The organism is Pseudomonas sp. IT-93MI4, assembly GCF_949767635.1.
Taxonomy (GTDB): Bacteria; Pseudomonadota; Gammaproteobacteria; order Pseudomonadales; family Pseudomonadaceae; genus Aquipseudomonas; species Aquipseudomonas putida_A.
Genome location: NZ_CATKPP010000056.1, coordinates 320,779 through 342,720, shown reverse-complemented (window position 1 = coordinate 342,720; position 21,942 = coordinate 320,779). Strand labels below are relative to the sequence as shown.

The window sequence follows — 21,942 nt, the reverse complement described above, 5'->3', positions numbered from 1 at the left end:
GGTGGTGAATCACCCGAGTGACAAAAATCTGTCGCTCATCTGCCGTTACGCGTCCCTCCCCTTCAGCAGTACTTCGCCGTATGTCGCAAAGTGAATGGAACTTTCCTCAAGCCTTTTTGTGCTCCCTAAAGCGCATGAAACAAAGGCTTTCGATCTGAACAATGTGCTGGTTTTCGCCAAGCGCATAAGTTTTTTTCGGCATAAGCCTTATGAAAATTTTTTCTTAGCTACGCTTCAGGATGTTCTTAGCTCTGTTGTTACAAGAGTGAAACGCTTACACCTCAAATTATCGTCAAATATTTGGCGACAGTAACGCACCATCAGGACCAGGGAGATGCACCCCATGCGCGTTTTAACCCCCCTCTGCAGCGCGGTTTTGCTGGCCATGGCTTGCACTTCCCAAGCCCAGGCCATGAATCTGACCGAAGCGATTCAAAGCACCATCGCCACCCACCCGGACCTCGCCTCGCGCGTGGACGCCAAACTGTCGGCCGATGAACAGGTGAAAGTGGCCAAGGGTGGCTTCTATCCGTCCGTCGATTTGAATGCCGCTTACGGGCGCGGTTACAGCGACAACACCAATACCCGGGCTTTCGGTAATCACCACACCGAAATCCTCAATTACACCCAGTCCGAGCTACGGCTGCGGCAGATGATCTTCGACGGCTTCAACACCGCCAACGAGGTCGAGCGCACCAAGGGCGTGTCAAACTCGCGCGCTTACTACGCGCAAGGCACCGCTCAGGATCTGGCCCTGCGCACCATCGAGGTCTACCTCGAAGTGCTCAAGCGCCGTGAACTGGTGACCCTGGCCCGGAACAACCTGCAAGCGCACTTGCGCGTCAACGATCAGATCGGCCTGCGCACCCAGCGCGGCATCGGCAGCACCGCCGACTCCGATCAGTCGGTCGCCCGTAAGGCGCTGGCGCAGAACAACCTCGACACCGCCGAAGTCGATCTGGCCGACGCCGAATCGAACTTCTACGCTGTGGTCGGGCGCATGCCCGATGAACTGGAAGCGCCACCGTCGACCCGCGGCGAGGTTCCTGCCAGCCTGCCGGAAGCCCAGCAGAGCATGGTCGAGAACAACCCGTACCTGAAATCCGCGCAGGCGGACGTACAGTCGGCCGAGAGCCAATATGAAGTTGCCAAGTCGCCGTTCTACCCACGTTTCGACGCCGAGGCGGCGGTGGGTGCGAACAACAACGTGCAAGGTGATGAAGGCCACGACAACGAATGGCGCGTCGGCGTGATCATGAATTACAACCTGTTCCGTGGCGGCAGCGACAAGGCTCGTCTGGCCTCCGATGCGCACCAGATCAATCAGGCGATGGACATCCGCAACAACGCCCTGCGCCAGTTGAACGAGAACATCCACCTGGCGTGGAACGCCATGGTCAACGCGAACAAACAGACCCCGACCGCCCGCGAATACGCCGAGACCACCAAACGCGTGCGCGCGGCGTATCAGGATCAGTTCGGCCTCGGCCAACGCACTCTGCTCGACTTGCTCGACAGTGAAAACGAGCTTTACAACGCCAACCGTCGCTACACCGAAATCCGCTACACCGAGGAATATTCGATGTACCGCGTGCTGGCGAACATGGGCCAGTTGCTGAGCAAGCAACGGGTGGTGCTGCCGGCGGATGCGATCGCCGCAACCGAGGTGAAAAATGAAGCGCGGCTGCCTGAGCTGAAGTAAGTCCCACGACCCTTTGTGGCGAGGGAGCTTGCTCCCGCTGGGTTGCGCAGTGACCCCAAAGATTTGAGCAGCAATGAGATCCATGGGGCTGCTGCGCAGCCATCGGGGATAAATCCCCTCGCCACAGGTTGGACCAGTCATTACAGGGGCGATCAATATGACCAGCATGGCCGAAGGCGGACACTCCGGGATTGATCCGCGGCTGAGCTTCGATGACCCGTTACTCGACGGTCTGCTGATCCTCTGCAAACTCCACGGCGCGACGGTCAGTCGTGCAAGCCTGAGTGCCGGGCTGCCCCTGAACAAGCAACGTCTGAGCCTGGATCTGCTGCCCCGTGCGGCGGCCCGGGCCGGTTTGCAGGCGCGCTTGTTGCGCCGCGAACTGAAGGATATTTCTGCGCTGAATCTGCCGATTCTGTTGCTGCTCAAGGATGGGCGCACCGCCGTCCTGCGGCGTTTCGCCGACGACGGCAAGGCGCTGATCCTGCCCAGCGAAGCCGATGGCGGCGAGCAATGGGTCGAGCGCGAAGAACTCGCCGAACACTACAGCGGCCAGGCCTTGTTCGCCCGTCCGCGCCACGAACTTGAAGACTTGCGTTCACCGCTGGTGCCGCGAGTGCATGCCTGGTTTCGCGACACCCTGAAGCTGTCGAAATGGCTGTACAGCGACGCGATCCTTGCCAGTTTCCTGATCAACCTTTTAGGCCTGATGGTGCCGCTGTTCGTGATGCAGACCTACGACCGCGTGGTGCCGAATCAGGCCACCTCGACCCTGTGGGTGTTGGCGATCGGCCTGCTGATCGGCACCGGTTTCGAACTGGTGCTGCGGGTGGTGCGCGCGCACCTGCTGGACACCGCCGGGAAGAAAACCGATGTGATCCTTTCCGCGACTTTATTTGAGCGCATCACCGGTATGGCGATGAAGGCGCGGCCGGCAACCATCGGCGGTTTCGCCCAGAGCATTCATGACTTTCAGGGCCTGCGCGAATTCCTCACCGCCGTGACCCTGACCAGCCTGATCGACCTGCCCTTCGTGGTGTTGATGCTGGTGGTGATCGGTCTGCTCGGTGGCTGGCTGGTGGTGATTCCGCTGCTGGCGTTTCCAATCACGATCATTTTTGCTTTGGCGATCCAAGTGCGCCTGCGTGACACCGTGCAGAAAAGCCTGAGCCTGGGTGCCGAACGCCAGGCGTTGCTGATCGAAACCCTCGGCGGCCTGGAAACCCTCAAGGCCTGCAGCGCCGAAAGCGAGCGTCAGCACAAATGGGAAAGTACCCACGGCGCCCTCACCCGCCTCGACAGCCACGCGCGCAACCTCTCGGCGCTGGCGACCAACGGCACGCTGTTCATTCAGCAGTTCTCGGGGATGGCGACGATCGTCGCCGGGGTCTACAGCATCATCGCCGGCAACCTCAGCGTCGGTGCGCTGGTGGCCAGCTACATGCTCGGCAGCCGGGTGCTCGCGCCGCTGGGGCAGATCGCCGGGCTGATCACCCGCTACCAGCAAGCGCAACTGACCATGAAAAGCACCGACGCGCTGATGGGCCTGCCCCAGGAACGCGACGGCAAACAGCGACCGCTGGAACGCACGCAACTGCAAGGTGCGCTGGACGTCAGCGGCGTGACCTTTCACTACAACGGCCAGAACGCACCGGCGCTGAGCAACGTCAGCTTCAGCATGAAACCCGGCGAACGGATCGGCATCATCGGCCGCAGCGGCTCAGGCAAAAGCACCCTGGCGCGGCTGGTGATGGGCTTCTATGAACCCGAGGAAGGCCAGTTGCTGCTCGACGGTCTCGACCTGCGGCAACTGGATGTCGCCGACTTGCGCCAGCAGATCGGTTATGTCGCCCACGACCTGCCGCTGCTGGCCGGCAGCCTGCGCGACAACCTGACCCTCGGCGCCCGCTACATCAGCGATTCACGCATGCTCGAAGTCGCTGAACTGACCGGCGTCACCGAGCTGGCGCGGCAGCATCCGCAAGGCTTCGACCGGCCGGTAGGCGAACGCGGCCAGCTACTTTCCGGCGGCCAGCGCCAGGCCGTTTTACTCGCTCGGGCATTGCTGCTCGACCCACCGATCATGCTGCTCGACGAACCCACCAGCGCCATGGACAACAGCAGCGAAGACCTGCTGCGCCAGAAGCTCCACGGCTGGGTGCAAGGCAAGACATTGCTGCTGGTCACCCACCGCACCTCGATGCTGAGCCTGGTGGATCGGCTGCTGGTACTGGACAACGGCCGGGTCGTCGCCGACGGTCCGAAAGAAGCGGTCATCGATGCACTGCGCAAGGGCCGCGTCGGCTCGGCGGCGGTTTAGATGCGTGCACATAACTCATGGCTCTCACAAAACCTGTGGCGAGGGGATTTATCCCCGATGGGCTGCGCAGCAGCCCCAAAGACTCTGAGGGCGCTTCGCACCCTATCGGGGATAAATCCCCTCACCACAAGTAAGTGTTCCGGGCGACGCATGGGTTGTGCGGTTTGATGTTTCCTAACTGAGGGGTATCGCCCCATGTCTGCATCTTCAGATAGCAAATCACGCGGCTACTTCGACAGTTTCGGCAAAAGCGCCGAAGCCGAGTTCATGCCGGAAACCGCCGGCGCTTCGTTGCAGGATTCGCCGCGCTGGTCGCGGATCACCGTGTGGCTGGCGGCGGCGCTGTTGATCAGTGCGCTGGTCTGGGCCAAGTTCGCCGTACTTGAAGAAGTGACCATGGGCGAAGGCAAGGCGATTCCGTCAAGCAAGGTCCAGGTGATCCAGAACCTGGAGGGCGGGATCGTCACCGAGATTTTTGTCCGTGAAGGACAGATGGTGAACAAGGGTGACAAGCTGCTGCGCCTGGATGACACACGCTTCCTGTCGAACAAGGGTGAGAGCGAGGCCGATCGTTACGCCCTGACCGCGCAAGTCGAACGCCTTTCCGCCGAAGCCGAGGGCCGTCCGTTCAAACTGTCTGACGAGGTGATCGCCAAAGCGCCACAGGTCGCCGAAGACGAACGGGCACTCTACGACCAGCGCCAACGGCGTCTGGCCAGCGAACAACGCACCCTCACCGAACAGCTGCGGCAGAAGACTCAGGAGCTGGCGGAGTTCCGCTCCAAGCAAGGCCAGTACAGTTCCAGCCTGGCGCTGCTGCAGCAAGAGATGAACATGTCGGCGCCACTGGTCGGCACGGGTGCGGTGTCACCGGTGGAGATCCTGCGACTGAAACGCAGCGCGGTGGAAATTCGCGGCTCACTGAACGCAACGACCCTGGCGATCCCACGGGCGGAATCGGCAATCAACGAGATCAAGAGCAAGATCGACGAGTCGGAACAGACCTTCCGTTCCGACGCCGCCAAGGACCTCAACCAGAAACGCACCGACCTGTCGAAAATCACCGCGTCGAGCATCGCCATCGACGACCGCGTCAGCCGTACCACCGTGACTTCGCCGGTGCACGGGGTGATCAAGCAACTCAAGGTCAACACCATCGGCGGCGTGGTACAGCCGGGCAGCGACATGGTGGAAATCGTGCCGCTGGAAGACAACCTGCTGATCGAAGCCAAGGTCCGTCCGCAAGACGTCGCGTTCCTCCATCCGGGCCAGAAAGCCATGGTCAAGTTCAGTGCCTATGACTACACGATCTACGGCGGGCTGAGCGCAAAACTGGAACTGATCGGCGCCGACACCATCACCGATGACAAGGGCAACAGCTTCTACCTGATTCAGGTGCGCACCGATAAAAACCATTTGGGCGGCGATGTGAAACCGCTGCTGATCATCCCGGGGATGGTGGCGACGGTGGACATTATTACCGGGGAGAAAAGTGTGCTGGATTACCTGCTAAAACCAGTGCTCAAAGCCCGGACCGAGGCGATGCGCGAGCGGTAGGCATTGTTGGGATTTGCGGTGATTGATCCGGCGCCTTCGCGAGCAGGCTCGCTCCCACATTTGGAATGCGTTCCCCTGTGGGAGCGGGCTTGCTCGCGAAGAGGCCAGCTCAGACGACGACTATCTGTCGCCATGATTACGCTGAAAAACCTCCTCCCCCATCGCCGCAATCTGCCCCTCAATCAGCGCCTCGAACGGCTTGAGCAAGGGCGCAAACGCCATCGGCGCTTCGAGAGTTTCCAGCGCCTGCACAATCGCCTCAATGGTCGACAACGCCCCCGGCCCCGGTGCCTTGCGCAACCGGTAGCGCGACACCCCGCCCTGCGCCAGCGTCACCCGCGGCAACGCCGCCAATAGCGGATTGAGGTGGAGCATCTTGCGCGCCTTACGCCAGGTGCCGTCCGGCACCACCAGCAACAACGGTTGATCGGATTCGCGGTAAGCCTGCATCGGCTGCGCATCGTCGGCGGGAAACAGCAATCGCGCCTGATACCCCGGCCGATTGAGCAGCGTCGGCAGATCCTCGAACACTTCACCGACAATCAACTCGGCATTGGTCAAACCCAGCGCTGCCAGTCGCGCGGTGTTGAGCGCGTGATTGACCTCGCTCGGATGCTGCAACAGCAACACCCGGGTGCGGCTGTCGAGGCTGGGGATCAGCGGGCACAGGCAGTGGCTTTGTGGGCGCAGGCAGCGCGGGCATTGGGGTCTGGACATCGTTCTTAAGCCTGATTGAGCTGTGCTTTGAGCAAATCACGGAAGGTCTGGATCAGCGGCTCGCGGCTGCGGCCACGACGCATGATCATCGAGAATGGCGCCTGATAACCGAAGGTCGCCGGCAGCAACACGCGCAGGTCGCCCTTGTCGGCCCAGGCCTGGGCGTAGTGTTCTGGCAAGTAACCGATGTAGGCGCCGGACAGCACCAGAATCAGCTGCGCCTCCATACTTTCCACGGTCGCTGCGCTGTGTTTGAAACCGTGCCGGGCCAGTTCTGCCTGACTCCAGTAACCACGGCCGACCATGCGTTGCTGGGTGATGACCTGCTCGGGGATCCGCCGTTCGTTGAACAGCGGGTGCCGGCTGCTGCAATACAGCCAGTGCTGCTCGCGGTACAGCGGCATGTACACCAGACCGCTCATGCGCGTGGAAAACGCACCGATGGCAAGATCGAGTCGATTGTCCTGCACGCCGAGTTGCAGTTCGTACGGGCTCATCACCGACAGATGCAAATGCACCGCCGGGTGTTCCTGACTGTAGGCGCCAATGGCCTCGGCGAACGGCAAGGCCTTGTCGCTGACGGTGGAGTCGATCACCCCGAGGTTGAGCGTGCCGCGCAGTTCGCCCTTGAGCGCCGCGGCGTATTGCTCGAAACCTTCGAGTTCGGCCAGCAGGCGCAGGGTTTCCTGATGGAACAGCTCACCCTTGCTGGTCAGGCTGAACCCACCGCGCCCGCGATGGCACAGCACCAGACCGAGCGCCGCTTCAAGCTGACTCATGTAAGTGCTGATCGCCGAGGTCGACAGGTTGAGTTCCTGCTGCGCATTGGCAAAGCCCTGATGCCGAACCACGCTGACGAAGATGCGCAATAGTCTCAGGTCGGGTAAAGCGTTGGCCATGTCTACTCCATCACAACAAGCATTCGGTGCGTCCAAAGAAACACAGTCCCTGTGGGAGCGGGCTTGCTCGCGAAGGCGTCGTATCAGTTGGCATCCATGTTGTTGACACACCGCATTCGCGAGCAAGCCCGCTCCCACACAGGCGTCATGTTCACCCCGGCGAACAGCGACGAGTCTATCTCCAGCCTCAACATTAGTTTAGAAAAATCTGAACTAAGTTTTTGCCCGTAGCGATTCTTCCTCCGCACTACATTTCGCAGAATCGGCCCCACAGCGGCGTCCGAACCTGTGCTCAACGGTGCGCCGACATAAATAAAACAAAGACGATGAGGCCCTACCCGTGGACAAGATTCTTCACCAACCACTGGGCGGCAACGAAATGCCGCGCTTCGGCGGCATCGCCACCATGCTCCGACTCCCCCATGTACCGACCGCTGCCGGCCTGGACGCTGCCTTCGTTGGCGTGCCACTGGACATCGGTACTTCGCTGCGCCCCGGCACCCGCTTCGGGCCGCGCGACATCCGCACCGAATCGGTGATGATCCGCCCGTACAACATGGCCACCGGCGCCGCGCCGTTCGACTCGCTGTCGGTCGCCGACATCGGTGACGTGGCGATCAACACCTTCAACCTGCTCGACGCCGTGCGCATCATCGAAGAAGCCTACGACAACATCCTCGAGCACAACGTGATCCCGATGACCCTGGGTGGCGACCACACCATCACCCTGCCGATCCTGCGTGCCATCCATAAAAAGCACGGCAAGGTCGGACTGGTGCACATCGATGCCCACGCTGACGTCAACGATCACATGTTCGGCGAGAAGATCGCCCACGGCACGACCTTCCGTCGCGCCGTCGAAGAAGGTCTGCTGGACTGCGACCGCGTGGTGCAAATTGGTCTGCGCGCGCAGGGCTACACCGCTGACGACTTCAACTGGAGCCGCGATCAGGGTTTCCGCGTGGTGCAGGCCGAAGAGTGCTGGCACAAATCGCTGGCGCCGCTGATGGCCGAAGTGCGCGAGAAAGTCGGCGGCGGCCCGGTGTACCTGAGCTTCGACATCGACGGCATCGACCCGGCCTGGGCGCCCGGCACCGGCACCCCGGAAATCGGGGGTCTGACGACCATTCAGGCGATTGAAATCGTTCGCGGCTGTCAGGGCCTCGACCTGATCGGCTGCGATCTGGTAGAAGTCTCGCCCGCTTACGACACCACCGGCAACACCTCGCTGCTGGCCGCCAACCTGCTGTACGAAATGCTCTGCGTACTGCCTGGCGTGGTTCACCGCTGAGGGTTCGGCCATGAACGAACGTGATCAGGTGTTGAAAGCGGCTGCCGATCTGGTATCCGCCTTCGCTCGTAACGATCGCGAGGCTTATTTCGGCGCGTTCAGCGCCGATGCAAGTTTCGTGTTTTACACCCTCGAACAGCCGCTGCTGTCGCGCGATGCCTATCAGGCCTTGTGGGACAGCTGGCGTGCCGAGGATGGCTTTGAAGTGCTGTCGTGCACTTCGAGCAACGCCTTCGTCAGCCTGCAAGGTGACGTGGCGGTGTTTATCCATGACGTGGCCACCGAGCTGCGCATGCAAGGGGAGCAACATTTCAGCCAGGAGCGCGAGACGATTGTTTTCAAGAAACAAGCGTCGAGCCTAGAACAACAAGGCCATTGGCTGGCCTGCCACGAACATTTGTCCGCAATGCCGGAAGGGCTGCCATCCCCTTAGCCAAACAGGTGACGCCTCACACACGATGAGGCGCGCCTTTATGATCGGAGCAGATCATGAATAACAACAACAACGACCAAAGCCTTACGCAAATTGAAACCCACGGGGTCGAACAGATCCCGGACCACGAACGCACCGCAGGCCCGACGGACTTGTTCCGGATGATCTTCGGGGGTTCCAATACCTTTGCCACCGCCGTGCTCGGCAGTTTCCCGGTGCTGTTCGGTCTGTCGTTTCAGGCTGGTGTCTGGGCGATTGTGCTGGGCGTGCTGCTCGGCTCGCTGATCCTCGCCCCGATGGGCCTGTTCGGCCCGCTCAACGGTACCAACAATGCCGTGTCCTCCGGGGCGCACTTCGGCGTGCACGGGCGGATCGTCGGTTCGTTCCTGTCGCTGTTGACCGCCATCGCGTTTTTCTCGCTCTCGGTGTGGAGTTCGGGCGATGCGCTGATCGGGGGTGCGAAACGCCTGATCGGTCTGCCGGAAACCGACTTGACCCTGGGCCTGGCCTACGGCTTGTTCGCGATTCTGGTGCTGACCGTGTGCATCTACGGCTTCCGCTTTCTGCTGTGGGTGAACAAGATCGCGGTGTGGAGCGCCAGCCTGTTGTTCCTGCTGGGCATCTTCGCCTTCGCCGGTCCTTTCGACGTCAACTACGCCGGCACGGTGAACCTCGGGCAACCGGGCTTCTGGGCGGCGTTCATCGGCGCGGCGCTGGTCGCGATGAGCAACCCGATTTCCTTCGGTGCATTCCTCGGCGACTGGTCGCGCTACATTCCGCGTGACACCTCCAAGCAGCGGATCATGGCCGCTGTGGTGCTGTCGCAGATCGCCACGTTCATCCCGTTCCTGTTCGGCCTGAGCACCGCGACCATCGTCGCGATCAAGGCGCCGGACTACATCGCGGCGAACAACTATGTGGGCGGCCTGCTGGCGGTATCGCCGAGCTGGTTCTTCCTGCCGGTGTGCCTGATTGCGGTGATCGGCGGCATGTCCACCGGCACCACCTCGCTGTATGGCACCGGGCTGGACATGTCCAGCGTATTCCCACGGGTGCTGTCGCGGGTCAAGGCAACGTTGCTGATCGGCGTGCTGTCGATTGCCTTCATCTTCATCGGACGCTTCGCGGCGAACCTGGTACAGAGCGTGTCAACCTTCGCCGTGCTGATCATCACCTGCACCACCCCGTGGATGGTGATCATGATCATCGGCCTGCTGGTGCGTCGCGGCTTCTACTGCCCGGATGACCTGCAGGTGTTCACTCGCGGCGAGCAAGGCGGACGCTACTGGTTCAACCACGGCTGGAACTGGCGTGGCTTGGGCGCATGGATCCCGAGCGCGGCGGTCGGCCTGTGCTTCGTCAACCTGCCGGGACAATTCGTCGGCCCGCTGGGTGAGCTGGCCGGCGGCATCGACATCAGCCTGCCGGTGACCCTGGGCCTGGCGTCGGTGGTGTACCTGACGCTGCTGAGCCTGTTCCCGGAACCGCGCGAAGTGTTCGGCCCCAAGGATGCCCGGCGTGAAGCCGCAGTAAAACCTCAACTGCGTCAGGCCGCCTGACGCAGATCCCCTGTGGGAGCGAGCCTGCTCGCGAAAGCGATCTTTCAGTCACTTCTTTGTTGAATGTGCCGACGCCTTCGCGAGCAGGCTCGCTCCCACAGTGAGCAGCACCCCGAACCAAATTTGTTTCACCATAAAAAAGACAATCGGAGACACGCCATCATGGCTTTGGATTTATTCGTCGTCCTCATCTACGCCGCCGGCATGCTGTTGCTCGGCTACTACGGCATGCGCAAGGCCAAGACCAACGAGGACTTTCTGGTCGCCGGGCGTAACCTGGGCCCAAGCCTGTACATGGGCACCATGGCCGCGACCGTACTGGGTGGCGCGTCCACCGTCGGCACCGTACGCCTGGGTTACGTGCATGGCATCTCCGGTTTCTGGCTGTGTGCGGCGCTGGGTTGCGGCATCGTCGCGCTGAACCTGTTCCTCGCCAAACCGCTGCTGAAACTGAAGATCTACACCGTTACCCAGGTGCTGGAAAAACGCTATAACCCGATGGCCCGCTCGGCGAGCGCGGCGATCATGCTGGCCTACGCGCTGATGATCGGCGTGACCTCGATCCTCGCCATCGGCACCGTGCTGCAAGTGCTGTTCGGCCTGCCGTTCTGGATCTCGGTATTGCTCGGCGGTGGCGTGGTGGTGATCTACTCGGCCATCGGCGGCATGTGGTCGCTGACCCTGACCGACATCGTCCAGTTCATCATCAAGACCGTAGGTCTGATGTTCATCCTGTTGCCGATCTGCCTGTACCGCGTCGGCGGCTGGGACGAACTGGTGCTGAAGCTGCCGGCAGCGGCGTTCAACTTCACCACCATCGGCTGGGACACGATCATCACCTACTTCATGATCTACTTCTTCGGCATCCTGATCGGTCAGGACATCTGGCAACGGGTGTTCACCGTCAAGACCGCCAAAGTCGCCCAGTACGCCGGCAGCATCGCCGGTATCTACTGCATCCTCTACGGCCTGGCCTGCGCGCTGATCGGCATGGCCGCGCACGTACTGATCCCGAATCTGGACAACGTCAACAACGCCTTCGCCGCCATCGTCAAACTGTCGCTGCCGGACGGCATCCGTGGTCTGGTGATCGCTGCAGCACTGGCGGCGATGATGTCCACCGCCAGCGCCGGCCTGCTGGCTGCTGCCACCACCCTGACCGAAGACCTGCTGCCGAAACTGCGCGGCGGCAAACAGTCGAGTCTGGCGATCAACCGTCTGTTCACTCTGCTCACCGGTGTCGTGGTGCTCGGCATCGCGCTGGTGGTGAATGACGTGATCAGCGCCCTGACCCTGGCCTACAACCTGCTGGTGGGCGGCATGCTGATTCCGCTGATCGGTGCGATCTTCTGGAAACGTGCGACCACCGCCGGCGCCATCGCCAGCATGGGCCTGGGCTTTGCTACCGCGCTGCTGTTCATGTTCAAGGATGGTCTGGATGCGAACACGCCGATCTACTACAGCCTGGCTGTGGGTCTGATCAGCTTTGTGGTGGTCAGCCTGGTCTCCCCTCGCCCGGCGACGGTGGCGAGTGCGATCTAAGCTTTGATGTAACGACTTGATGCTTTCTTCGACGGGTGTGGCGTCGGTTGCCACACCCGTTTTTTTACGTCTGGAGAAAAGTGAATATGAAGATCGTTTCGCGCGATCAGTGGTTCGAAGTTCAGCACTTGAGCGACAGCATCCGGTTGATCCATGAGCCGTATATCCGCCCGTTCTACCGCTGCAATTTGTGGCACGTGCAGGGCCGCGACAAAGACTTGTTGCTCGATAGCGGTTCAGGGCTGGTCAGCCTGCGCGAGCAGTTGCCGTGGATTACCGAGCGGCCGCTGGTGGCCGTCGCCAGCCACTGCCACTTCGACCACATCGCCGGGCATCACGAATTCGCCGAGCGCCTGGTGCATCCTGCCGAGGCCGACATCCTCGCCGCGCCGGACGGCGAGAATGACTTGAGCCGGGCTTTCGTCGGCGACGACATGTTCGACGCGCACCCGGACTGCCCGCTGTGCTACGCCGAATACCGGGTCAAGGCTGCGCCGGCCACCGGGTTTGTCGAAGATGGCGATGTGCTCGATCTGGGCAATCGCACCTTGCAGGTGCTGCACACGCCGGGGCATTCGCCGGGCGGGATCAGCCTGTATGAAGCGGCGACCGAAACGTTGTTCAGTGGCGACATCATCTACGACGGGCCGCTGATCGAAGACGCCTACCACTCCAATCTGCAGGATTACGCGGCCAGTCTGCGACGTTTGCAGGCGCTGCCGATCCGCACCGTGCATGGCGGGCATTTCGGCAGTTTTTCCGGCGGGCATTTGCGTTCGATGATTGACGAATGGTTGCGTCGACACGCTTGAGGCCTGCTGTAATCAGTCAACACAACAACGAAACTGTCTGCCATGAGAAGAGCTGCCGTGCGTGCTGCCGTGCACCGATACATTCAGCGCCTGCTGGACTCCCGCGAATTCAACGACGACACCAGCCTGGTGCAATTAGGGCTGGAGAAGGCAGATATCGAAGATCTGATATTTCATCTGGAAGATGAGTTCGGACTGACGGCGTTTACAGCCGAAGAGGATCACATGCTCAAGACCGCGAAGACTGCGAAGGACTTGAGCCGGTTTCTGCTGGAGATCGGGCGACACTGAAAGCAAAAGATCGCAGCCTGCGGCAGCTCCTACACTTTTCTCTGTAGGAGCTGCCGAAGGCTGCGATCTTTTGATCGTTAATCAGGCACTACCGCCGGCGAGGCTGACGCCGGCGCTGTTCGTCATCGGTGCGGATCGGAACAGGTTGCAGAGGCGGTTCGATCAAGCCGAGGGCAACACCCAAATCGTGCAGCCAGTTCTGAATTTTCTCTTTCATCGTCATGCCCCCTTCAGGGTAGTGCTGAGCGGCCGGAATTCTGAGGCCGCTTCGCACTGATAATAGTCCGAAGTCCTACGCAATGCTCGGTCAAATCCGCAATGATCTGTTACTGAATTGAACAGAATTACAATTGGTTGGTTCACGCCGTCTGCCGGGATTCATTCGCGGCCACGGGATAGAGCGCTTGCTGCTGTTCAATCCAGGCATTGAGGTTGGCCCCGACCATGCCCTTGCGCCACATGAGCCATGTTGTCGCACTGGCAAACGGTTCGGCCAACGGGTGCACTGCAACGCTCTCGCGCCCCGGCAGACTGGCGAGCATCGACTCCGACATCAATGCCACACCGCTGCCGGCAATCACGCAGGCGAGCATGCCCTGATACGACTCGATCTCCATCGCCCGTCCCATCGCCGCCTGATAGTGGACAAACCAGGCCTCCAGCCGTGCGCGATAGGCGCAACCATGGCGGAAGGTGAACACCGCCCTGCCCTCGACCTCCTTGGCGCTGCGGATCGGCGGATGGTCGGCTTCGCTGATCAGCACCAGACGCTCGTCGCACAGCGGCACGCCGTCGATCCCCGCCAATTGTGGCGGGCCGTCCACCAACGCCGCATCAAGACGCCCGGAGACCAGACCTTCGAGCAACTCGCCGCTGGGCCCGGACTGCACTTGCAGATTCACCGCCGGGTATTGCTTGTGATAGCGCGCCAGCAACGCCGGCAAATGGATCGCCGCGGTGCTGTACAGCGTGCCGAGGACAAAATCCCCGGCCGGCTGCCCGCCCATCACCGCCGCGCTGGCCTGATCGCGCAAGGCGAACAGCTTGCCGGTGTAGTCCAGCAGGACTTTTCCCGCAGGCGATAACTGCAAACGCTGACGCTCACGAACGAAAAGTTCGACGCCCAATTGCTCTTCCAGCTGTTTGAGCCGGGTCGACAGGTTGGACGGCACTCGGTGCAGGCGTTCTGCTGCGCGGGTGATCGAACCTTCCTCGGCGACTGCCTGAAAGATCCGCAACTGGCTGAACTCCACGACCTTTCTCCATAACAGAACAAGTTACTCACTATTATTCAATTTTAAAGAAAGTCAATCGCTTCTAGCCTGACGGTCATTGCTCCTTCAAAGGAATCCCGACCATGTCGCCACTGATTCGCTTATCCGCCTGTTTCGTCGCCCTGATGATGGCCATGGGCATCGGGCGTTTCGCCCTCACCCCGCAATTGCCGCACCTGCTCAGCGAAGGCCAGGTCGACCTGACGGCCGCCGGTCTGATTGCTGCGGCCAACTACCTCGGTTACCTGCTGGGCGCGGTGGACGCGATGTTCGCTCATCGTCCGCAGCAAGTGCAGCGCCGGTTGCATGGCGGTTTGTGGCTGTGTGTGCTGCTGACCCTGGCATCGTTCTGGGCCAACGGTTTCTGGGCGCACCTGTTGCTGCGCTTTGGTACCGGCGTGGCGAGTGCCTGGGTGCTGGTGATGATCACCGCACTGAGTCAACCACTGGCAGCGGCGGCAGGTCGGCCACGGCTGGGTGCGCTGGTATTTGCCGGTCCCGGACTGGGAATTTTTCTGACCGGGCTGCTGGCACTGTTCTCACATCTGCTGAATCAGACCTCTGCCACCTTGTGGCTGATCTATGCCGCCGTGGCGCTGGTGATGTTGCTGGGGATCGTGCGGATCCTGCCGCAACCGGGCCTGCACACGCCGGTCGCCACCCTCAACGTCAATCATTCGAATCGCGGCATCCCGCGACTGGCAGCGGTGTATGCGTTATATGGCGTGGGTTACATCATCCCGGCCACGTTTCTCTCGCAAATGGCCAACGCGCAGTTTCACGGGCAATGGCAGGCCGACCTGTTCTGGCCGTGCTTCGGTCTTGGTGCGGCGATTGGCGTGCTGTTGGTGAGCCTGCGTCGCCATGATCCGAACACCACACGGCACTGGCTGACCGCCACCCTGTGGTTGCAGGCGCTCGGGGTCTTCGCCTGTCTGTTGGGCAGTGGTTATGGCCTGGCGCTGGGGGTGGTGTTGTGCGGCATGCCGTTCCTGGCCTGCATGCAACTGGTGATGCAACGTTCGCGAGAACTGGCGCCGCACACAACTCAGCGCAACGCCGGACTGCTGACCGCATGCTTCGCCGTTGGCCAGCTCAGCGGGCCGTTGCTGGCGGCGCTCAGCAGCCATTTCAGCGGTGGTCTGCAACCGGCGCTGATCATTGCCGGCAGCGGTCTGCTGATTGCCGGCGGGCTTGCGCTGCAATCGGTCAGTGCTGGCCGAGGGCTTTGCGCAAACGCCGACGCACCCACTGCTCAGCGCTGACAAAGGTGATGCCAAGCAACACCAGCACCGCGCCAATGACGAAGTTCACGCTCAACTCTTCACCAAGCAGCACCACGCCGAAGGTGACGCCGAACAGCGGCGTCATGAACGAAAACACCGCCAGATTGGCCGCCAGATAGCGGCGCAGCAGCCAGAACCAGGTCAGGTAACTGAAGAACGACACCACCAAGCCCTGGAACAGCACGCTGGCCACCGCCACGCTGGTCAGGCTGACGTGGCTGATCTGGCCGCTGAACAGCGCGATCAACAGCAGGCCGACGAAGCCGACGATCAGTTGATAGAACAGAGTCAACGTCACCGGCGCTTCCGACAGTCGCGAAGCGCGCACCACCACAGTGGTCGCGCCCCAGCAGGCGCCGGCAATAACCCCGAACGCATCGCCCAGCAGCATGCGCCGGTCGAGGTTGTCCCACGACACGCCGCCAGCGAAGGCAATGGCGATACCGCCGAATGCGAGCAGAATCCCCAGCCATTGCAGCGGCCGCAAGCGCTCACTTGCCAGCAGGAAATGCACGCCGAGCGCGGTGAAAATCGGCGCGGTGTAGAGGAACACCGACATGTGCGCGGCGGTGGTCAGTTGCAGACCTTCGGCGATGAAGAAGAACTCCAGACCGAACAGCGCACCGGCCAGCAGCCCTCCACGCCAGGTGTTGCCGACCTGATCCCAGCCGCCCTTCCAGCACAGCAGCAAACCCACCAGCAACGCGGAAATCCCCGAACGCCCGGCCGCCTGCATCACCGGCGCGATGTCGGGCGCGGCCCACTTGATCATCACTTGCTGCACGCCCCAGATCAGGCAGAGGCCGATCATCACCTGCAAGGCAAACCCATCGGCATTGCGCCGCTCGACACTCACCGCAACACCTCAAACACACACAACATGGCAGCCGTCCAATGGTCAAAAATCTGTGTCGGGATTATCAATCAGTCGGACAGAAAAAACCGTCTGGAAAAGACATTTTGTTTGTCTGTTGCGGCAGCGGCGAATGGTTGTCGGCTGCGCCGCCATTCGCGAGCAAGCCCGCTCCCACAGGATGATCGCATTCCCCCTGTGGGAGCGGGCTTGCTCGCGAAGGCGTCGCCCCAGACAACAAAGATTACGGGGCTGACTTCACAAATCGCTTTACCGCCAAAACGCCGACCGTACACGCCACAGCCGTGGCAAACGTCCCCCACGCCCAATCCAGCAAACTCACCTGCACCGACCACCCGCGCAATGTCGCCCAATTGGTCAGGTCATACGTGCCGTACGCCACCAGCCCCAGCAGCGCGCCCATCTTTGCCGCACGTTGCCAGCTCTGTGCCGGCAAGACCACAAACACCACGCAGCCAAAAACATACAGGCAATAAAAAACCGCTGCCGGAACCAGCAGCGGTTTTTCGAGCATCAGCGAACCGAGCAGTTCGCGGTAGGTTGGCGCCATCAATACGCCGAGCCAGATACCGTCGAGCAACAGAAACGCCAGCAGAGTGGCGATATAAGCAAGCAACGGCTTTTTCATTTACCCGACCTCAAGTGACCCCATGCAACATGGGCCCCGGAAGGCTCAGCTTAGTTCAATGCGATCAGCATGAATGACGATCTTGCCTTCCTTGTACAGCGAACCGATGGCCTTCTTGAAGTTGCCCTTGCTGACACCGAACAGACTGCTGATCAACGCCGGATCGCTCTTGTCGCTGACGGCCAGCGTGCCATTGTTTTCACGCAACTTGGCGAGGATCTTCGAGCTCAGGCTGCTGGCCGCTTCCTGACCCACCGGTTGCAGGCTGAGGCTGATCTTGCCGTCGGCGCGCACTTCCTTGATGAAACCCTTCTCGCGCATGCCGGAACGCATGAACTTGAAGATTTCATTCTTGTGGATCAAGCCCCAGTGCTTGTTGTTGATGATCGCCTTGAAGCCCATGTCGGTGGCTTCGGCCACCAGCAGATCAACTTCCTGACCGGCGCTGTAGTTGGCCGGGGTCTTGTCGAGGTAGCGATCCAGACGTGCGGTGGCGGTGATGCGGCGCGTGTGTTTGTCGAGGTAGACGTGCACCACGCAGTACTCACCAGCGGTCATCTGGCGCTTTTCTTCGGAATACGGCAGCAACAGATCTTTGGGCAAGCCCCAATCGAGGAACACGCCGATGCTGTTGATTTCAACAACTTTCAGGCTGGCAAATTCGCCGACCTGAACTTTTGGTTTTTCAGTGGTAGCGATAAGTTTGTCATCGCTGTCCAGATAAATAAAAACGTTGAGCCAGTCTTCATCTTCGCTGGGAATATCTTTAGGGATATAACGGTTGGGCAAAAGAATTTCGCCGTCGGCACCGCCGTCCAGATATAAACCGAAGTTAGTGTGTTTAACCACTTGCAAACTGTTGTAACGCCCGACTAAAGCCATTTTCCAAAACCCTCATTGCGTGGGCGGCATTCTACCCGGTTTTGCCGGTCTCGTTCGCTGGGCAAGCAGCCTGCCGCAGAAAATCTGCGGAAGCCTTGATTTTCCTTGGTTTGCGCAGGCGGCTTGCCATTCGTCAGGCCAGCGCGAAGCCTGCTGTGCCGTTTCACGGCGGACATTTGCGCCAATGAAGAATAAATGTTGTTATTTAAAACAGTGGCTTAGGGGGATATTTCGGATAATTAATCGAGAATAATCCACCCACGCGCTCAGTTATTCCCGGGGATATTTATCAAGCAATTGTCAAGTTATTCCTGTACGATGCCTGGCCGAGTTACTTTTCTACAGGTTAATGGCCGCCATGCGCGTAAAAGCATCCACCAGCAAAGCAAAGCCAGCTCCAGCCGTTGAAACCAGCGAATCGATCAACGATCAGATCGCAGCGTTCCTCAAGTCCGGCGGCGAAATCCAGCAAATTGCCAAAGGCGTCAGCGGCCAGACGTTCGGTCCGTCCAAGCAGATCAGCCTGGGCAAGAAGTAACACCCGGTAATACACCCGTCCTGAGACGCTTTGAGCTTCGAAGCGTCTGGACTGGCACCCGCGTTACACCCTCCTTCTGTTTAACCAAATCTTTGAAAATCGACGAACGGCCATCATTGCCGAGCATTCGCCGGTATCCTTGCACGCGTCTGGATCAAGCGTTTCAGCAGGCTCAAGCCTGCGCTCGCTGTTCATGGAGTGACGCATGCTCAAATCAACATTCTGTTTATTGTTTGTGGGCCTTATGGCCTGCTCATCGGCGCACGCGCAAATTTTCCAGCGCGAGCTCGGCGACTTCGACCTCAAACTCGGCACCACGCCCAGCCGCAGCATGGCTCAGGGACTGGTCAAGCCGTCAGCCGTCGGCTCGTTTCACGGCGGCCTCGATCTGAGCCACGACAGCGGCCTGTATGTCGGCCAGTACGCACCGAGCATGGGCCTGACCCCGGGCAAGAACCTCGAAATCGACTCCTACATCGGCTTTAAACAACCTTTCGATCAGACCCTCGGCTACGAAGTCGGGATGATCCATTACAGCTATCCCAAAGTAGACACCCTCGACAGCCAGGAGCTGTTCGGCGGCCTGACCCTGCTCGGCAGCCGCTTCGGTGTGGCCGTCAGCAACGACCCGGACAAACAGAACAACACGCTGTTCGCCGACCTCGGCGGCAATCAGCCGTTCGGCATCGGGATCAGCATGAAATACACCACCCACCAACTGAACACGCCTGTGTCGGTGGACGGTGGTTATGTCAGCAGTTTTACCGATTGGTCGGTGAAATTTTCCCGACCGTTCATGGGCGTCGATCTCGATCTGATCTACAGCAATTCCAACCTCAGCGGCAGCGAATGCTCGGCGTACTCGGGACACAACAGCCAGTGTGACGGGCTGGTGACGCTCAAGGCCGAGCGCGCATTCTATTGATCGGCTGAACTGCCGGGAGCTTCCTGCGTTCACATGAGAATCAGACGTCAGGCTCTCGCAAGGATTCGCTCATGTCTCGCTGGTTCAAACACCTCGCCACCCTGCTGATCTTCACCCTCGCCCTCGGCGCCTGCAGCCGCGTCGGCCTGGCCTACCGCAATCTCGACGTGATCATTCCATGGACGCTTGGCGACTATCTGGACATGACCAGCGAGCAAAAAGACTGGTTCAACGATCGCCTCAAGGAGCACCTGAACTGGCACTGCACCACGCAATTGCCGGGCTACCTCGACTGGCTGGATCGCTTGCAGGCAATGGTCGAAAGCAATCAGGTGACCGACGCTGCGCTGCAAGCACGAACCGAGGAAGCGAAAAAAGCCATTGCCGAAACTGCACGGCAGATCACACCGTCGGCCATCGAGCTGCTGCAAGGGCTGGACGACAAGCAAGTCGCCGAGATGAACGATTCGTTTGCCAAGGATCTGCGCAAACGGGAAAAGGAATACGTCAAACCGCCGCTGGCGCAACAGATTGCCGAACGCGGCGCGCGCATGGACAAGCGCCTGACCGATTGGCTTGGCCCGTTGAGCGCCACTCAGGAACAAAGGGTGATGGCCTGGTCGACCGCGCTGGGCGATCAGAACACTCAATGGATCGCCAACCGCGCACATTGGCAGCAGCAGTTCAGTAACGCCGTTGCCCAGCGTAAAAGTGCCGAATTCCCACAACGAATCGAGACACTTCTGGTCAACCGCGAGCGTTTATGGACAACGGATTACCAGAAGGCTTACGCCAACACCGAAGCACAAGCGCGCTCGCTGGCGGTGGATCTGATGGCCGAAAGTACGCCGCAGCAGCGTCAGCGGTTGCTGAAGAAAATCGAAGGGGTGCGTAAAGACTTCAATGACCTGAAGTGCCTGAAAGCTGCACAGAAACCTTAGTAGGATGCCAATCCAATGTGGGAGCGGGCTTGCTCGCGAATGCGGTGGATCATTCACCATCTATGTGCCTGATACAGCGCATTCGCGAGCAAGCCCGCTCCCACAAAGGTTGTCAGGCAATCTGCGCTTTGGAAGCCACCTCATCAAACGTCGCTTCATCCAGCGCATCTTCCTGCTCGTCCAACACCTGCCGCGGATGATCATTGCCGGGAATGCTGCTGTCGATCAGGCTCAGCAGGCTTGATCCGCGTGGCGTCAGAATGAAATTGCTGCCGGTACTGCCCATATGATCCGGGCGCGGTTCGATAAATCCACGATCGAGCAACAAGCCTTCATATTCGCAAGCCACCGTTTTCAGGTGATCCAGATTCTCGATCGGCTCGCCTGCACTGGCTTTCTGCGCCGCATAGTCCTCGGCATATTTTCGCGGCGCGAAACTTTCGCCTGCACTGTTCTGCACTTCATGCAGCAGGCGTTCAATCAAATCCCAGTTATAAGTCGTCATCCTGATTCAACCTCCGGTGCGCGTGATTTGGGGCGCTGTCATAGGTTGTGACCCGGACGCATCGCAGCCGTTCAGCGCCATTTTCCGCGGCGACCGACCGGCGGTCTGTCGAATTGATCGAGGGTTAAACGACTAGTCTGACAAAGACGGTTTCAACCCCCGCAGGAGAAATCATCATGAACGTCGAGAATCATCCGGTGGTATCGCGCGAAGAATGGCTCGCTGCGCGCAAACAACATCTGGCCGAAGAAAAGGCCTTCACCAAGGAACGCGACCGCCTCAGCGCCAAGCGCCGCGCGTTGCCCTGGGTCAAAGTCGACAAGGACTACCAATTTCACGGCCCAAACGGCGAACTGAAGCTGGCCGACCTGTTCGGCAAGCACAGCCAGTTGATCGTTTACCACTTCATGTTCGCCAAGGACTGGGAGGAAGGCTGTCAGGGCTGCTCGTTCCTGTCCGACCACATCGACGGCGCCAATCTGCACCTGGCCCACCACGACATCGCAATGGTCGCGGTCTCCCACGCCCCGTTTGAACAGTTCCAGGCCTTCAAGCGGCGTATGGGCTGGAAATTCGACTGGGTGTCGTCAGACGGTTCCGATTTCAACTACGACTTTGGTGTTTGCGCCCGCGCTGAAGATGTTGCTGCAGGAAAGGCTACGTACAACTACGAAAAGACTGATAGTGCCGAGGAAGAAATGCCGGGGCTGAGCGTGTTTTATCGTGATGCAAAGGGCGACATTTTCCACACCTACTCAACCTATGCCCGGGGTCTGGACATGTTGGTGGGCGCCTACAACTACCTCGACCTCACGCCCAAGGGCAGGAATGAGGACGAGATCATGGAGTGGGTGCGGCATCATGATCGGTATGACAATGAGACAAAATCCTGCGGATGCCATGAACGATAAACATTTCACCACTTCATGGAGATTGCGCTGAACCTGGGAGATTTACATTGAGTAA

Annotated in this window: 22 protein-coding genes; 14 read left to right on the top strand and 8 right to left on the bottom strand. The window is 60.1% G+C overall.

Features of this window, described 5'->3' with window-relative positions; all coding sequences use genetic code 11:
- Positions 1-343: 343 nt before the first annotated feature.
- The 3 genes from ACM6I7_RS24380 to ACM6I7_RS24370 all read left to right on the top strand — a co-directional run bounded on the left by ACM6I7_RS24380 (position 344) and on the right by ACM6I7_RS24370 (position 5,579).
- Positions 344-1,702 (top strand): TolC family outer membrane protein, encoded by a 1,359-nt coding sequence (locus ACM6I7_RS24380; RefSeq protein ID WP_027614579.1) that lies wholly within the window; start codon positions 344-346, stop codon positions 1,700-1,702.
- A gap of 157 nt (positions 1,703-1,859) precedes the next feature.
- Positions 1,860-4,022, top strand: a complete 2,163-nt coding sequence (locus tag ACM6I7_RS24375; RefSeq protein WP_027614578.1) for a type I secretion system permease/ATPase — start codon at positions 1,860-1,862, stop codon at positions 4,020-4,022.
- A gap of 195 nt (positions 4,023-4,217) precedes the next feature.
- On the top strand, positions 4,218-5,579 hold the full coding sequence (locus ACM6I7_RS24370; RefSeq protein WP_098967759.1) for an HlyD family type I secretion periplasmic adaptor subunit: 1,362 nt from the start codon (positions 4,218-4,220) through the stop codon (positions 5,577-5,579).
- A 120-nt stretch (positions 5,580-5,699) separates the two neighbouring features.
- Here the strand turns inward: ACM6I7_RS24370 and ACM6I7_RS24365 are convergent, their stop codons facing one another.
- Both ACM6I7_RS24365 and ACM6I7_RS24360 read right to left on the bottom strand, forming a co-directional pair.
- Positions 5,700-6,296 carry a tRNA-uridine aminocarboxypropyltransferase gene (locus ACM6I7_RS24365; protein ID WP_414889422.1) on the bottom strand — a complete coding sequence of 199 codons (597 nt, stop codon included), beginning with the start codon at positions 6,294-6,296 and terminating at the stop codon, positions 5,700-5,702.
- A 5-nt stretch (positions 6,297-6,301) separates the two neighbouring features.
- The gene (locus ACM6I7_RS24360) at positions 6,302-7,195 is read right to left on the bottom strand and encodes a LysR family transcriptional regulator (protein WP_414889421.1); all 894 of its coding nucleotides are present in this window, start codon (positions 7,193-7,195) and stop codon (positions 6,302-6,304) included.
- 340 nt (positions 7,196-7,535) lie between these two features.
- On the opposite strand from ACM6I7_RS24360, the gene speB reads away from it, so the two are divergent.
- From speB to ACM6I7_RS24330, 6 genes are all read left to right on the top strand, one after another.
- Positions 7,536-8,486 carry an agmatinase gene (gene speB / locus ACM6I7_RS24355; protein ID WP_003222717.1) on the top strand — a complete coding sequence of 317 codons (951 nt, stop codon included), beginning with the start codon at positions 7,536-7,538 and terminating at the stop codon, positions 8,484-8,486.
- Between the two features lie 10 nt (positions 8,487-8,496).
- A complete protein-coding gene (locus ACM6I7_RS24350; protein WP_027614575.1) occupies positions 8,497-8,919 on the top strand; it encodes a YybH family protein in 423 nt (140 codons plus the stop codon).
- 56 nt (positions 8,920-8,975) lie between these two features.
- Complete coding sequence (locus ACM6I7_RS24345; RefSeq protein WP_027614574.1) at positions 8,976-10,478, top strand: purine-cytosine permease family protein; 1,503 nt, start codon at positions 8,976-8,978, stop codon at positions 10,476-10,478.
- 162 nt (positions 10,479-10,640) lie between these two features.
- On the top strand, positions 10,641-12,020 hold the full coding sequence (locus ACM6I7_RS24340) for a sodium:solute symporter (RefSeq protein WP_414889420.1): 1,380 nt from the start codon (positions 10,641-10,643) through the stop codon (positions 12,018-12,020).
- A gap of 86 nt (positions 12,021-12,106) precedes the next feature.
- Positions 12,107-12,832 carry an MBL fold metallo-hydrolase gene (locus ACM6I7_RS24335; RefSeq protein WP_414889419.1) on the top strand — a complete coding sequence of 242 codons (726 nt, stop codon included), beginning with the start codon at positions 12,107-12,109 and terminating at the stop codon, positions 12,830-12,832.
- A 42-nt stretch (positions 12,833-12,874) separates the two neighbouring features.
- Entirely contained in the window at positions 12,875-13,123 is a 249-nt protein-coding gene (locus ACM6I7_RS24330) for a phosphopantetheine-containing protein (protein ID WP_097090492.1), read from the top strand.
- An 88-nt stretch (positions 13,124-13,211) separates the two neighbouring features.
- Here ACM6I7_RS24330 and ACM6I7_RS24325 read toward each other — a convergent pair whose 3' ends face one another.
- Positions 13,212-13,340: a PA1414 family protein gene (locus ACM6I7_RS24325; RefSeq protein WP_003184145.1), complete on the bottom strand. Its 129-nt coding sequence runs from the start codon at positions 13,338-13,340 to the stop codon at positions 13,212-13,214.
- Positions 13,341-13,482: 142 nt separating this feature from the next.
- Positions 13,483-14,376, bottom strand: a complete 894-nt coding sequence (ptrR, locus tag ACM6I7_RS24320) for a putrescine utilization regulator PtrR (RefSeq protein WP_047598231.1) — start codon at positions 14,374-14,376, stop codon at positions 13,483-13,485.
- A gap of 104 nt (positions 14,377-14,480) precedes the next feature.
- On the opposite strand from ptrR, the gene ACM6I7_RS24315 reads away from it, so the two are divergent.
- Entirely contained in the window at positions 14,481-15,662 is a 1,182-nt protein-coding gene (locus ACM6I7_RS24315) for an MFS transporter (protein WP_027614569.1), read from the top strand.
- On the opposite strand, the gene ACM6I7_RS24310 is transcribed toward ACM6I7_RS24315, so the two are convergent.
- The 3 genes from ACM6I7_RS24310 to ACM6I7_RS24300 all read right to left on the bottom strand — a co-directional run bounded on the left by ACM6I7_RS24310 (position 15,607) and on the right by ACM6I7_RS24300 (position 18,067).
- Positions 15,607-16,539, bottom strand: a complete 933-nt coding sequence (locus ACM6I7_RS24310) for a DMT family transporter (protein ID WP_414889418.1) — start codon at positions 16,537-16,539, stop codon at positions 15,607-15,609. The two genes, ACM6I7_RS24315 and ACM6I7_RS24310, sit on opposite strands and share 56 nt — an antisense overlap.
- A gap of 241 nt (positions 16,540-16,780) precedes the next feature.
- Complete coding sequence (locus tag ACM6I7_RS24305; RefSeq protein ID WP_414889417.1) at positions 16,781-17,185, bottom strand: DUF2177 family protein; 405 nt, start codon at positions 17,183-17,185, stop codon at positions 16,781-16,783.
- Positions 17,186-17,230: 45 nt separating this feature from the next.
- The gene (locus ACM6I7_RS24300) at positions 17,231-18,067 is read right to left on the bottom strand and encodes a S1 RNA-binding domain-containing protein (RefSeq protein WP_096797475.1); all 837 of its coding nucleotides are present in this window, start codon (positions 18,065-18,067) and stop codon (positions 17,231-17,233) included.
- Positions 18,068-18,416: 349 nt separating this feature from the next.
- Here ACM6I7_RS24300 and ACM6I7_RS24295 point away from each other — a divergent pair, with 349 nt between their 5' ends.
- From ACM6I7_RS24295 to ACM6I7_RS24285, 3 genes are all read left to right on the top strand, one after another.
- A complete protein-coding gene (locus ACM6I7_RS24295) occupies positions 18,417-18,605 on the top strand; it encodes a hypothetical protein (protein WP_016985943.1) in 189 nt (62 codons plus the stop codon).
- A gap of 205 nt (positions 18,606-18,810) precedes the next feature.
- Positions 18,811-19,530, top strand: a complete 720-nt coding sequence (locus ACM6I7_RS24290; protein WP_027614565.1) for a TorF family putative porin — start codon at positions 18,811-18,813, stop codon at positions 19,528-19,530.
- 71 nt (positions 19,531-19,601) lie between these two features.
- The gene (locus ACM6I7_RS24285; RefSeq protein WP_183781723.1) at positions 19,602-20,471 is read left to right on the top strand and encodes a DUF6279 family lipoprotein; all 870 of its coding nucleotides are present in this window, start codon (positions 19,602-19,604) and stop codon (positions 20,469-20,471) included.
- Positions 20,472-20,583: 112 nt separating this feature from the next.
- Here ACM6I7_RS24285 and ACM6I7_RS24280 read toward each other — a convergent pair whose 3' ends face one another.
- A complete protein-coding gene (locus tag ACM6I7_RS24280; protein ID WP_096797478.1) occupies positions 20,584-20,976 on the bottom strand; it encodes a transcriptional regulator in 393 nt (130 codons plus the stop codon).
- A 176-nt stretch (positions 20,977-21,152) separates the two neighbouring features.
- Here ACM6I7_RS24280 and ACM6I7_RS24275 point away from each other — a divergent pair, with 176 nt between their 5' ends.
- Positions 21,153-21,887, top strand: coding sequence for a DUF899 domain-containing protein (locus tag ACM6I7_RS24275; protein WP_414889416.1), 735 nt, complete (start codon positions 21,153-21,155; stop codon positions 21,885-21,887).
- The last annotated feature ends 55 nt before the right edge of the window (positions 21,888-21,942 follow it).